The sequence below is a fragment of the Akkermansia sp. RCC_12PD genome (genome assembly GCF_036417355.1).
In the GTDB taxonomy this organism is placed as follows: domain Bacteria; phylum Verrucomicrobiota; class Verrucomicrobiia; order Verrucomicrobiales; family Akkermansiaceae; genus Akkermansia.
In genome coordinates this window covers 1132645-1144822 of sequence record NZ_CP143889.1, presented here as the reverse complement: position 1 = coordinate 1144822, position 12178 = coordinate 1132645, and the positions used below count along the sequence as shown (strand labels likewise).

Sequence of the window (12178 nt, the reverse complement as noted above, 5' to 3'; positions counted from 1 at the left end):
CGGGGGACAAGGATGGTTTACCGGTTTCTCGGTTATCCGGAAACCTGTATTAAGTGTTGGAGGAGCACGTAGAATGATGTATTCCATAGTAATTTAATAATGAACAACTTGCGTTAACATGGAAATAGTGATAAAAAATATTGCCCATCTGCTGATCATAGATGAAAGTGATATCCATGAACTCTGATAGCAGGAGGTGCTTCATTCCATGGCCTAACAGGAGATGTGAGCTGGGCGGAACGGGCGGAACTAGGATTTTATGTTCCTACCACCAGCCTCCTCCCCCTGAAGATGGGGAGGTACAACTTTTATCTGTTTTTTTTAGCCCGCCACCTGCCAAGATTCGAGAATTCTATATTTCTAGGCAACTAGTAGACCGAAATAAGGGGAACGATACAGAGGCATTATTTGATAAGAATGGACAAATTTTCCCTATCGTTAGGGAACTTCTACTCATGACTTATTTAGAGGGTATAACCAACTACGAAAATCTTTTATCGCAAGAGGAAGATCTTCCTGTCGATTCTTTGTTATTAGACAAACAAAGCCTTGCCTATTCCTCGTTTGCAGAGGATCTTAAAAAAGGGAATTTCTGTCAGGTCGCTGAGCAATGTGGGCTACTTTTATCTATAGGCAAGTCATTATTAGATATGCCAGACATACAGAAAAAAGATGCAGCAAGGCGATTTGTTTCAACTGGCAGTTGGAATGATACTTCTGATATTCAAGAACAAGTAGATTTTCTTGCTGATTTACAAAACAAATGTAATTCTTTGGCCAAAATACCGCAGAATAAGATTAAGCAACTGAGACTTTGGGCTTGTTCTAACCTTGACGATTCTGACTATAATGATGAGATTCCAATAGAAGTTGGTTGTCCAGACCAAGCAACTTACAAATTGGCTTTATTGCCACTTAAAGATTCTGAGAATCCTTCTAACAAAGAACGGTATCAGGCGGAATGGCATGCAATAAGATGTGTTCTTACAGAACTATTGTATACGCACTTTCAGGAAATATTAGCAGGCACTAAACGTCTAACGAAGAAAATGTTCGTTGAGTTATGGCTTAAGCGATATCCGTATGCAAGATCCAATCAACCCTATTCGACTCCCGCAAATGAAATAAGTCATGTAAGAACTATTGTTGAAAAGCACAGTGCTTTTTGGACTCTTTTTCCAGAAAAAAGAAGCCATAAAGTCCGAGATTTACTTCATAGATGGGGATTGGACTGGTTGGAATCTGATTCTAAGTATTCAAAAAAAGACAAATATTCCTTGAGACGAGATAAAAGACATAAAAAGAAGTCTAGTAGAAAAAACTAATATATCATCTGACTCATTTCAGGCAAATTACAGGTTGGGTCGGATAGCAAAATAGCCTTCTCCCTCCTTGTCTGTTCTCGCTTGGACATAGTGCTTAAGCAAAATCTCCACGCTGTTGCCCATGGCTTTGGCAACAACTGAAGTATTCGGTTCAATGGCACACATGTAGGTCCCGTAAGAATGCCGTAGCCCATCTTTTTTCCATTCAATGCCTGCTTCTTTTAACGCCATGATATCCCGGCCTTGATTCCATTCCCGTTGCTCTCTCGTATCCCCCGCCAGCAGGTAGCCCGATTGTTTGCCTTTTTTCTGAAGCCACCATGTCATCCAGGCACGGAATGCTTCATCAACGGGGATAAGCCGGTCTTGGCCGGTCTTTGATTTAACATGCTCTATTTTCAGGAAACCGTTTCCAAGGGCTTGCCCTATTTCTCTCCATGTCAAACGAGTCAACTCTCTAGGGCGAACTCCCATAAATGCTGCCGTTATCAACCAGGGAATAGCTTTGGGACATACACCGATGGCTGTGTGAAGCAAGGATAAGAGTTCTTGTGGGGCATAGGATTCCCGGGTAGGCTCTTCAGCCTGAATAGGGGGAAGCAAGGCTATCGGATTCCTCGTGATATAGGCCCGCTTTTCGCACCAATTCAGAAATGTATTCAGGGCCGTTCTGTAATGTTTGATGGTTGTTTGAGACGGGAGGCCTCCATCTCTGCCAACCACAGTATCACGCAGGAGAGATTCGACTTCTTCAAGAACCTCTACGGAACCAAGTTCATCAATGTAAATAGCATCGGATAAATCCAACATCCTTTTCGTATCGGCCAGGTTGCGCCGACATTGCTTGACGGCGGTATCGCCCTTTTTGGTTTCAGCTTCTTTTTCTTTATAAAGGCTATATTCGTGGAACAGGTCTTCAATCGTTCGTCGGGCTATATCCTGTTTATGTTCCGCATCCATAGCGTATCGAATAGCCTCCTCCAGCGTTTGTGATTTCTTACCTTCCTGCATGCGCTTCTCCCGGTGTCTGCGCCAAAGGCGAATTGCTTGTCTCTCTGTTGGAGTCAGCAAAAATTCTGCTTCTTGCCTGACGACGATATCTGCGAATCGATTATATGCTTCAATGGCTTCATCCACAGTACGATAAAAATGATTCTTCTTCACCCCGGCAGGAAAATCCCGTTTGATCTGGATATACCATGGGCTCTTCCTTTTGGGTTGATGGAGGATGTAAATGCCCGGAATCTGGATTTTTACTCGCTCATAGATATCCTGTGCAATGTCACCTGTTTTGTATGACGAGACCTTTCCCATGCTCATTACAGTACTAAAAACGGATCATAGAGGAATCTCTTTTTCTGACTTTTTTCTGACCATTGGCAATAAATTCTTATGGAATAAGCGATTCGGAATGACTGTTAATCACTAGGTCGTTGGTTCGAGCCCAACCGGGGGAGCCATTAATAAGCCCTGCAAGCCAAAAGCTTGCAGGGCTTTTCTTTTGGCAGGAATAGAAAATCTGATGCCGGAATGGTTTTACATTTACAGAGATTATCAGGAATTTCTAGCTATTCTGGAAGAATAGGCAGGAACCCTTTTTAAGGCTATTTTCCCATATGGGGAAGTAATTGTTAAGAGTTTGATAATATAGTGCTCCAATGATTATACTGGCAAATTCCGGGAGCTCCCTATAAAGTAAAATCGCCAGAATACTATAAAATATGGAAAAACTTTTGTACAATAACAAGTTATACGTTTGTCACGAGTATCTGCTGGAAAAAGATTTTGAATCGGCTGTCATTGAACAAGCGCCTCATATTTTTGGAGAGAACAGTATCTATATTGATATTAAGAAACAAATCGGCGAAAGCATCATCACAATTCCGGATGGATACTTGATAGATTTTTCTCTTGAGGTTGAACCCAGGCTACACATTATTGAAAATGAATTATCCAGCCATGATCCTTATAAACACATCGGTTCTCAGCTTTTAAAGTTTGCTATTTCATATAAGGCCAGTGGCAGAAAAATAAAAGAATTTCTGCTTGATGCTTTAATGAAAGACGAAAGCATGAGAGAACGTGTTGAGGCAGGTTTTCTTCGTGCAGGATACAGGAATATAGATGCTTTTCTTGAAAGTCTTATTTTTGAAAAACCGTTGAACGCTGTCGTTGTTATTGATCACTCTTCTCCAGAATTGGAAAATGTTCTTGGCCAATTGACTCTTAATACGGATATTGTTGAATTTAAAACATTTAAATATAGAAATGATTACATTCATCAATTTACTCCATTTAATGCAGAGGTGAGGGACGTCATAGAAAAAGGTAAAATCCTTAAGCCTGAGACATTGAATACCGTGGTCGTACCTGCAAGAGAAGAAGGATTTGAAAAAGAATTTCTTGGCAATAATCGTTGGTATGCAATACGTATTAGTGCATCCATGATAGATCGGTTAAAATATATAGCTATTTACCAGGTTTCTCCTGTATCAGCAATCACCTGCTATGCTGAAATCGTATCTATGGAAAAATATCAGGATACAAATAAATACTTGCTGTATGTGAAAAATTTGAAAAAAATAAAACCTATACCGCTGGATGCGAATAATAAAAGGTTAGCACTTCAAGCGCCTCGGTATACCGCTATAGATCAGTTACTGAAAGCCAAAAAACTTTCGCAGGTATTTTGTTAATCCGTGGAAATATCAGATAGCTTGTACCAACATAATATTTTTGTGCCGATTCTTGGTTGATGATGACCAAAAAAGCTTCCTCCTTTTTCTTCACTTCTGGTTGGAGGTACGCATCAGCACGCGTTTTTTCAGCCAGTCGCGGACGGGTTCATCGTACAGTTTCAGGCAGGCATAGGCCAGGGCTATGCAGATAATGAGCGTGCCGGCGATGACGGGAAGCGCCTGGGAGAGGGGGACCTTGTTGTTGTAGAGCCACGCCGTGTAAAGGTAAACGATGGGATAGTGGGTGATGTAGAGGGGGTAGGAAATATCGCCCAGGAATTTGCAGGCTTTTGAGGAGAAGCGGTCTTTCGTGTGTCCGCTGGCGGCCATGAAGATGATCAGGGGAAAGATGACGATGATGCAGAAGGCATCGTAAAGGCCGTTCAGGCGGAAGTATTCCGCGCCTCCCACATGGGGCATGGAGATGGCTGCGACGAGCATCAGGCTGCACCACCAGAAGGCGTTCCGGATGCTGGCGAGTTTCCCCAGGCGGAACAGGAGCAGGCCGCCGAAGAACGGGAAGATCAGCCTTGTCGCGCCGATTTGGAGTTGTTCCAGGTCCAGTGTCCAGCCGCCGATGTTGTTGCCCTGGCTGAAGCATTGGTGGATCAGGGCGCAGCCCGCCAGAAAGACCAGGATGGAGAGCCAGGTGTTGGAAAACCTTCTGACGACGGTGGCGTACAGGATGTTGGCAATGTATTCAAAGAAGAGCGACCACGCCGGGCCGTTCAGCGGATGCATTTCCGCCCAGCCGCGAACGTCCATGGAGGTGGGAACGGGAAGAAGCGTAAAGCCGATGGTCATCACGAGCAGCATTTCCCACATGGGCGTGGAGGCCATGGCCGGATAGATTTCTGAGTCCTGGAAGTAGAAGAAGATGCCGCCGATGAGCATCCCCATCACCACCATGGGCTGCAAACGGACCAGGCGCCGCTTGCAGAAGTCCCACAGGCTCATTTTGCCCCAGCGGTCATCGTAGGCGTAGCCGATGACGAAGCCGGAAAGCATGAAGAAGAAGTCCACGCAAAGATAGCCGTGGTTGATGATTTGGTCGGTATGGAATTCCCGGTCGCTCAGGCTTCCTTCAAAAAGGTGGAACAGCACGACCATGACGGCCGCCACTCCCCGGAGGCCGTCAAGAATGGCGTAATGGGGCTTGGGCGCCAGCAGGGAGGCGTCGTTGGAGAGAGAGGTGCTCATGGTCGGAAGTACGTGAACAGGGGTTGTTTTCTTACAGGGAGAAGGCTTGCCGCCGCCGCGAGAGAGTCGGCGGGGGAAACGTACGAAGGCACAATCATATTTTTTGATACCCCAGAGTAAAGAAAGAAAAGCGATGATTTTGTACGGTTTCTTTTCCGGAGGATGGACAGGGAAAGTTCTTCCAGGGCCGACGAATACTTTCTGTCCGGGAGCTTCGGGAAACGTGCCGTTTGAAATGGGAAAGAAAGCACGCTTCATTATCCTCCCTGCGCCGTTTTTGAAGAAGTAAAGGCTTCCCTTCCCCCTGTTGGGAGAGGGAAACCGGTAGAGATTTATGATCCGTGGATACTGGAAATACCCAGCGCCGACGGAAATCCGGCAGTCCGCATTTTTTTGCGGACAAGGAATCCGCATCAGGCCAAATGCATGCCGCCGGTGACGCCGAAGACTTCAGCCGTGATGAAGCTTGATTCCTGGGAGGCCAGGAAGACATAGAGGCCGGACAATTCCACGGGCTGTCCCGCCCGTTCCAGAGGCGTCTTTTGGCCGAATTCCGGCAGGTGTTCCTGCAACTGGCCTCCCGTTACCTGCAAGGGTGTCCAGACGGGGCCGGGAGCCACGACGTTGACTCGGATGCCTTTGGAGGCCACCTGTTTGGCCAGGGCGCGGCTGAAGGCAATGATGGCCGCCTTGGTGGAGGCGTAGTCAATCAGGTTTTTGCCCGGCTGGTAGGCCTGAATGGAAGAACAGGTGATGATGCTGGCTCCCGGCTTGAGGTGGGGGAGGACCGCCTTGGCAATCCAGAATAACGAGAAAACGTTGACTTCAAATGTTTTGACAAGCTGCTCCGTGGTGATGTCCTGAATGTCCTCGGTCGCTACCTGCTTGCCAGCCACCAGGGCCAGGATGTCCAGGCCGCCGAGCTTTTCCAGGGCATCGTGAATAAGATTTTTGCAGAATTCCTCGTCGCTGAGGTCGCCCGGAAGAAGGACGATATTGCGGCCTTCCGCTTCCACCAGCCGGGCCACTTCCTCCGCGTCGCTCTGCTCTTCCGGCAGATAGTTCAGGGCAATGTCCGCACCTTCCCGGGCGTAGGCGATGGCGGCCGCCCGACCGATGCCGGAATCTCCTCCGGTTACCAGCGCCTTCCTGCCGGCCAGCCGGTTGCATCCTTTATAGCTCTTTTCACCGGAATCGGGAACGGGGGTCATGTCAGATTGCAGGCCGGGCGCTTCCTGCTGTTGTTTTTCATATTTCCCGTCATAGAATTGATGACGGGGGTCCTGCATGTCGTGAATGTCTTTGCTGCTCATTTTTCCATTAATCGTGATGTTCAGAAGGGAATACCGCGGGCCGGGGAAGGTCTAGGCAAATTTGATGCCGGACCTTGCGCAGGGCTTGCTGCGCCTGCATGCATTCCCATAGGCGTGGAGGCCTGAAAGACGGACGATCGTTCAATTGAAAACGCTGTTTAAGCGTTCCATGTCATTGATATTTCAAGGATTTTGCCAAGTTGAACAATATTGTGCCTTGGTTGGGATTACAGGCTCAACCGTACCTTTTCCGTGATCTGCACAAATTCGCCGGGCAGATTTTCAGCTATGGAGGCCGGGAAGAAGGCCGCCTGTTTTTTCCGCCGCCATGCCTTTTCCTTGGAGAAAGGAGCGGATTGACGGAGATTCAGCGCAGCCCGTAAACAAGGTATCCGGCCGCTCCCGTCAGAGTCATCAGCAGGATGGGGTTAACGCGCCATTTTCTCAGGGCAAACAGAGCGGCTCCAAACAGGATGAAGCTGGGAATGTCCACCCTTTCCACGGATTGCCAGTCAAAGGTGCCGCAGAAGGTCAGCATCAGGATGGTTCCGCCCGCGGACATGATCAGGCCTACGGAAGCCGCTTTCAACCCTTCCAGAATGCCGGAGATGTAAAGGGAACGCCGATGCCTTTGGAAAAAAAGGTGCAGCAGCAGCGCCGCCGCCACGCCGGGAAGGACGCAGCCCAGTGTAGCCGTCATGGCACCGGGAATGCCCGCTATCTGCAATCCCACGAAGGTAGATGTGTTGATGGCCAGCGGGCCGGGCGTCATCTGGGAGATCGTGATGATGTCGGTAAACACCTTCTGTGTGATCCAGCCGTGATGAATGACCACCTGGTCACGGATCATGGGGATAACGGCATACCCGCCGCCGATGCTGAACGCTCCGATTTGAAGGAAAGCGCTGAAGAGCTGCCAGAGCATCTGCATTATCCGGATCTCCTTTCCTGTTTTATTCGGACGTGCCACAGGCTCAGGATGCAGCATACGGCCAGAATAACGGCTATATGGAGGTGAAAGACGAAGCTTGCTACAAAGGCCCCCGGTACCATGGCGTTCAGCAGGGCCGATTTTTTGCGGAGAATCATCCGCCACATGTCCACCACAATGTCCACGATGAGGGCTGCCACGCCCGCCTGCATCCCCCGCAGGACGGCTTCCACCGCAGTGCTGGAGCTGAATGCCTCATACCAGGACGCCACGGCGGACAGGATGACCAGAGAGGGAATGACGGCGCCCAGACAACTGGCAAGCACGCCCGGAAGCCCTGCGGTGCGGTGGCCTGCCAGGGCGGAGAGATTGACGGCGATCGCTCCGGGCGTGGATTGTGCGATGGCGGCCATGGACAACAATTCCTCCTTGGAGAACAAATGTTTTTTCCGGACGTAATATTTGCTGATCATCGGGACCACAATGTAGCCGCCCCCAAAGGTGAACGCACCGATGAACAGATTGGTCCAGAAGAGCCAGAGGCATATTTTTATTTTTTCTCCGGACATGCTGCCTGAATGGAATGTGCAGGGTACCGCCGGGGATATACATAAGAGGTGTTTTCCTCCATTTTTTCCTGCTGCCGGAAATGTCTTTACACCGGAAAGCCCGTTTCTGCGATACGCCGTGCAATGGTAACGGCATGTTACCACATCCGAAAGAAAAATGCATGCGATTTCACAGAAAAAATGAGGGAATTGCCCGCCTCCGCAGATAAAATGGAGAGGTCCGGAAAACCACCGCCGGAATTGCCTGCTTTTACCGGCATCCAGCAGACTGTTCCGGAATACTTCATGTTTGACGGGCAGCGGAATGGCCGTAATCACCCACTAACCGGCGGCATTTCCGGGATTCCGACCCCTGGTGACGGATATGTGTCTGCGTGTGTCGCCTATGGCGGCGGGTCGAATCCCTTGTATTTCCGATATGCAGAACAGACGTCGCCGTGCTGACGGGCGCGATTCATGGCGGGCCCTGTTTTTTCAGGACCGGATACCGTTCCTGATAAATCCGCCGTCCCCGCATTTCGCGGATTTCAACGGCGGCCTTTTTCCAGTTGGTCCCTGCGCGCCATGATCTTTTCCATGACGGCCTTCCGGTCGCGTTCCGGGATTTCCACCGGATTGCCGCGGTAGTCGCTCGTCATGGCGGCCAGGGCGCCCCCTACATGGTGGGCGTCAAAAATCGGGAGCTTCCAAGTGGAAGGTTTTTTCCGGATCAGGCACATAGGCGAATTCGGAAGCGGGGTATTCCTTGCCGTCCACTTCCTTTGTCTTGGGCTGGTGGTCCTGTTGCATGAGGGTGAGACAAGTTCCGGAAGAAGATCATTGCAGGAAAAAGCCCGATAAGACGCAATACTTCACGCGGCAAACCAATACGGTCACATCTCCCATGGCGGCCAAAAGACTGTGAATACCGGACGAACCTATTCTACGAAAACGATCTTTTGCGGGGGAAAGCCCGCTTTCTCCTTTTTCTCTTTACACCCGGAGGGGAATATACGAGCATTTTTCTGTTAATTATAATAATTCCTAAAATGAAAGACACCATATACGAGGAGAACAGACTCCCGGAAGGGCGCATGCCCGCCCTGCGCGTGGAACCCATGCCGGCGGATACCAACCAGCACGGCGACGTGTTCGGAGGCTGGGTAATGAGCCAGGTGGACCTTGCGGGCGCCAGCACGGCCATGCGCTATGCGCTGAGCCGCTATATTGTGACGCGGGCCGTCAGCAGCCTGACTTTTGAAGCCCCCGTGATGGTGGGGGATGTGGTCTCCTTTTACACGGACATCATCAGGGTTGGGCGTACATCCCTGACGGTGAGGGTGGTGGTGTATGCGGAGCGTCTGACCAAGCTGTGCAACAACGTGGCCAAGATCACGGAAGCCGAACTCGTTTACGTGGCCCTGGGACCGGACAAGAAGCCGATTGACCTGGAAGAGTCGCGCGCGCAGTTTGCCCAGTGTTGTTCCCTTGAAACGGGCGGGGAGGTTTCCTGTTCCTGAACGGAAGGAAAAGTTCCGCTCACCGTCATGCGGTTTTCCGCTTTTTGCGGGTTTTGCCCTTGTCCTTGTCCACCAGGGCGAAGATGAAGGAACTTGCCGCCGCAATCGTTCCGATGGTGACGAACGTGGCGTGAAAGGCCGATTCCACGGCAGGCCCGGAAGTGGCGGCATGGCCGCCGAAACAGTCCAGCAGCAAGGAAGCCGCTGCGATGCTGACGGCAATGGACAACTGCATGATCATGGAAAGCAGGGAATTCCCGCTGCTGGCGTCCGCGTTCGGCAGATCAATCAGTGTCAGGGTATTCATGCAGGTGAACTGGATGGAGTTGGCTGCTCCCAGCAGGGCGAGCATGGCCAGCAGGGTGAATTCACGAGTGCCGGGACCGATGAAATAGAAAGCCGCCAGCAGGCTCCCGATCGTGAAAGTATTGATGACCATGATGTTCCGATAGCCGAATTTTCCAAGCAGCCGCGGGGCCACCGTCTTTGCCAGAAGGTTGCTCACGGCCAAAGGAATCAGGGACATGCCGGATTTAAGGGCGGAATACCCCAGCACCACCTGGAAGAAGAGGGGGATCAGGTAAGGCAGGCAGCTCCCGCCCAGGCGGCAGACGATGTTTCCGGCTATGCCGATGGCAAAGTTTCGGATACGGAACAGGGAGGGGCTAAAAAGCGGCGTTTCCGACCGGAACGCCAGCACCCAGTACACGGTCTGGAAAAGAATCCCTGCCGTCAGGAGAATCCCCATCCGGGTCTTGTCCGGGGACCCTCCCTCCGTGGAAAGGCTCATTGTGATCAGTAGAGCGGAAGCAGAGAAAAACAGAAATCCCGGCCAGTCGAACTTCTGTTCCTTGACGGCCTTCAGGTCCGGCATCAGCTTCCGCGTGGCCCACAGGCCCACCAGTCCCACGGGAATGTTGATCAGGAATATCCAGTGCCAGGAGATGTACTGCACGATGATGCCGCCCAGCACGGGACCGAGCAGGGGCCCCAGCAGCGCCGGGATGGTCACGATGTTCAGGACGTTGACGAACATGGAGCGCGGGTAGGAGCGCAGGATGACCAGACGCCCCACAGGCATCAGGAACGCCCCGCCGATGCCCTGGACGACACGGCAGGCCGTCATCATGGCGACGGAGGTGGAAAGGGCGCAGAGCAGGGAGCCGAACGTGAACAGGGAGATGGCGAAGAGGAAGGTGCGGCGCGACCCCAATTTGTCGGAGACCCATCCGGAGGCCGGTATCAGCACGCACACCGTCAGCATGTAGGCGGTGACCAGGGAATGGAGCTGCAGCGGATGGGTGTGGAAGCTGCGCGCAATCGTAGGAATGGCCGTATTCAGGATGGTGGCATCCAGCATCTGCATGAAGAACGCCGATGCCACCAGAAAAGGCAGGTAGCGCAGGGACCGGGAGGATGTCGGCAGTTTTTCCATGAATGCTGGCCGCCAGTATCCGGCGTCTTCCCGGTGGGAGCAAGGCCGATGTCTGTCCGGCTTTTTCGGAACACTTCCTTGCCATCCCCGGGTTAGGCGGTGTTCATGTCTCCCCAGAACGCCGGCGCCCTTGTCTCATGGGCCGGGGAATGGAATCTTGGTTCAGGTTTCTGGAACGAGCAAGATGGATTTTGTTTCGGCGCCGCTCGTTATTCCCTTCACGGTCAGCGTGCATTTCCCCGGCAGCAGGGTGATGGCGCCGGGAGAGTATTTGGCAAATTTGGTCCAGCCGCCCGTTCCCGGGAAGGTGAATTCCTCCAGGTTGCCGTTTACGGAATAACCTATCTTGAGAAGGGTGGAGGCAGGCGCGGCTATGGCGTAATCCGTCGTTACCGTGTACGTGCCTCCCTTTTTCGTCTCAATGTCCCAGCTGACGGAACTGAAGTGAGACAAAACATTGAATTTTCCGAGGTCCTTGGCCTGTGCGTGGGAGATGAAGCAGTTCTCCGGAGTGAGGATGATTTTTCCTCCCGCCGTCGGCTGCACCACCGGAAAAATGTCTGTCGGAATCAGGCGGATGTAGCGGACATAGATGCCGTCCCTTCCTTTTTTCCTGATGGTAAAGGTTTGTTTCCCCTTGGTGAGCTTCATGCTCCCCGGATGGTAAATGCTTCCGTCATTGATGCCTCCGCCGTTGGTCGGTACTTTCCACACGAAGGAGGGGGAGGAACCGCATTGCAGTTCATATTGTGCGGAAGCGCTTGCCGTCCAAGGAAAAACGTACCAGATTTCAAGAATGTATTCCCCATCGTTGGGGACATTGATTTTCCAACTGGCGCCGGAATCCTTTTTGGCCATGCCGGCAATGAATTTATTGGAGTTTATTCTTTCCAGCTTGCTGCCGGCCAGTTCCGCGTTTTCCGCCTTCATCAGAATGGCTTTGCCCTGAATGGCTCCGCTACTGGCCGTCTTGATCAGTCCTTCCACCGGGAATTTAGCCTGGACGCCCAGAGGCAGAGAAAAAGGGATGAGGTTAGAATAAAAAACAGTTTCATCGTGTAGGGGGGAGTATCCCTTTTCTCCTTTAAATGCCATTAGTTGTCAATGGGAAATAGTCCATGCCTAACTAAATCGTAAAATCCCCCGTGAGGAAGAGCCGGAAACGCGC

At 51.2% G+C, this 12178-nt stretch carries 11 protein-coding genes; 3 read left to right on the top strand and 8 right to left on the bottom strand.

The genetic code is table 11. From position 1 onward, the window contains the following. Window positions 1-455: 455 nt before the first annotated feature. Window positions 456-1325 carry a hypothetical protein gene (locus V3C20_RS04745; RefSeq protein WP_130084089.1) on the top strand — a complete coding sequence of 290 codons (870 nt, stop codon included), beginning with the start codon at window positions 456-458 and terminating at the stop codon, window positions 1323-1325. A gap of 27 nt (window positions 1326-1352) precedes the next feature. Here the strand turns inward: V3C20_RS04745 and V3C20_RS04740 are convergent, their stop codons facing one another. Next, entirely contained in the window at window positions 1353-2639 is a 1287-nt protein-coding gene (locus V3C20_RS04740) for a tyrosine-type recombinase/integrase (RefSeq protein WP_161981354.1), read from the bottom strand. Window positions 2640-3046: 407 nt separating this feature from the next. Between V3C20_RS04740 and V3C20_RS04735 the strand changes: the two genes are divergently transcribed. Continuing rightward, a complete protein-coding gene (locus tag V3C20_RS04735; RefSeq protein WP_130084091.1) occupies window positions 3047-4021 on the top strand; it encodes a hypothetical protein in 975 nt (324 codons plus the stop codon). Between the two features lie 90 nt (window positions 4022-4111). On the opposite strand, the gene V3C20_RS04730 is transcribed toward V3C20_RS04735, so the two are convergent. The 5 genes from V3C20_RS04730 to V3C20_RS04710 form a co-directional block, all read right to left on the bottom strand. Further along, window positions 4112-5263, bottom strand: coding sequence for an acyltransferase (locus V3C20_RS04730; protein WP_130084092.1), 1152 nt, complete (start codon window positions 5261-5263; stop codon window positions 4112-4114). Window positions 5264-5676: 413 nt separating this feature from the next. Then, the gene (locus V3C20_RS04725) at window positions 5677-6576 is read right to left on the bottom strand and encodes an SDR family oxidoreductase (protein WP_130084093.1); all 900 of its coding nucleotides are present in this window, start codon (window positions 6574-6576) and stop codon (window positions 5677-5679) included. Window positions 6577-6943: 367 nt separating this feature from the next. After that, window positions 6944-7507: a chromate transporter gene (locus tag V3C20_RS04720; protein WP_130084094.1), complete on the bottom strand. Its 564-nt coding sequence runs from the start codon at window positions 7505-7507 to the stop codon at window positions 6944-6946. After that, window positions 7507-8076 (bottom strand): chromate transporter, encoded by a 570-nt coding sequence (locus tag V3C20_RS04715; protein WP_130084095.1) that lies wholly within the window; start codon window positions 8074-8076, stop codon window positions 7507-7509. The genes V3C20_RS04720 and V3C20_RS04715 overlap by 1 nt, the downstream gene beginning before the upstream one ends. Before the next feature lie 527 nt (window positions 8077-8603). Beyond that, window positions 8604-8795 (bottom strand): hypothetical protein, encoded by a 192-nt coding sequence (locus V3C20_RS04710; RefSeq protein ID WP_330935428.1) that lies wholly within the window; start codon window positions 8793-8795, stop codon window positions 8604-8606. A gap of 309 nt (window positions 8796-9104) precedes the next feature. On the opposite strand from V3C20_RS04710, the gene V3C20_RS04705 reads away from it, so the two are divergent. Then, on the top strand, window positions 9105-9575 hold the full coding sequence (locus V3C20_RS04705) for an acyl-CoA thioesterase (RefSeq protein WP_130084097.1): 471 nt from the start codon (window positions 9105-9107) through the stop codon (window positions 9573-9575). A 25-nt stretch (window positions 9576-9600) separates the two neighbouring features. On the opposite strand, the gene V3C20_RS04700 is transcribed toward V3C20_RS04705, so the two are convergent. Next, window positions 9601-11010: a DHA2 family efflux MFS transporter permease subunit gene (locus V3C20_RS04700; RefSeq protein ID WP_130084098.1), complete on the bottom strand. Its 1410-nt coding sequence runs from the start codon at window positions 11008-11010 to the stop codon at window positions 9601-9603. 162 nt (window positions 11011-11172) lie between these two features. Further along, complete coding sequence (locus V3C20_RS04695; protein ID WP_130084099.1) at window positions 11173-12105, bottom strand: hypothetical protein; 933 nt, start codon at window positions 12103-12105, stop codon at window positions 11173-11175. Between the last annotated feature and the right edge of the window lie 73 nt (window positions 12106-12178).

Bases quoted from the DNA above. Each gene is read 5' to 3' on its own strand.
- V3C20_RS04745 (WP_130084089.1), top strand. From the start codon at position 456: ATGACTTATTTAGAGGGTATAACCAACTACGAAAATCTTTTATCGCAA.
- V3C20_RS04740 (WP_161981354.1), bottom strand. From the start codon at position 2,639: ATGGGAAAGGTCTCGTCATACAAAACAGGTGACATTGCACAGGATATC.
- V3C20_RS04735 (WP_130084091.1), top strand. From the start codon at position 3,047: ATGGAAAAACTTTTGTACAATAACAAGTTATACGTTTGTCACGAGTAT.
- V3C20_RS04730 (WP_130084092.1), bottom strand. From the start codon at position 5,263: ATGAGCACCTCTCTCTCCAACGACGCCTCCCTGCTGGCGCCCAAGCCC.
- V3C20_RS04725 (WP_130084093.1), bottom strand. From the start codon at position 6,576: ATGAGCAGCAAAGACATTCACGACATGCAGGACCCCCGTCATCAATTC.
- V3C20_RS04720 (WP_130084094.1), bottom strand. From the start codon at position 7,507: ATGCAGATGCTCTGGCAGCTCTTCAGCGCTTTCCTTCAAATCGGAGCG.
- V3C20_RS04715 (WP_130084095.1), bottom strand. From the start codon at position 8,076: ATGTCCGGAGAAAAAATAAAAATATGCCTCTGGCTCTTCTGGACCAAT.
- V3C20_RS04710 (WP_330935428.1), bottom strand. From the start codon at position 8,795: ATGTGCCTGATCCGGAAAAAACCTTCCACTTGGAAGCTCCCGATTTTT.
- V3C20_RS04705 (WP_130084097.1), top strand. From the start codon at position 9,105: ATGAAAGACACCATATACGAGGAGAACAGACTCCCGGAAGGGCGCATG.
- V3C20_RS04700 (WP_130084098.1), bottom strand. From the start codon at position 11,010: ATGGAAAAACTGCCGACATCCTCCCGGTCCCTGCGCTACCTGCCTTTT.
- V3C20_RS04695 (WP_130084099.1), bottom strand. From the start codon at position 12,105: ATGGCATTTAAAGGAGAAAAGGGATACTCCCCCCTACACGATGAAACT.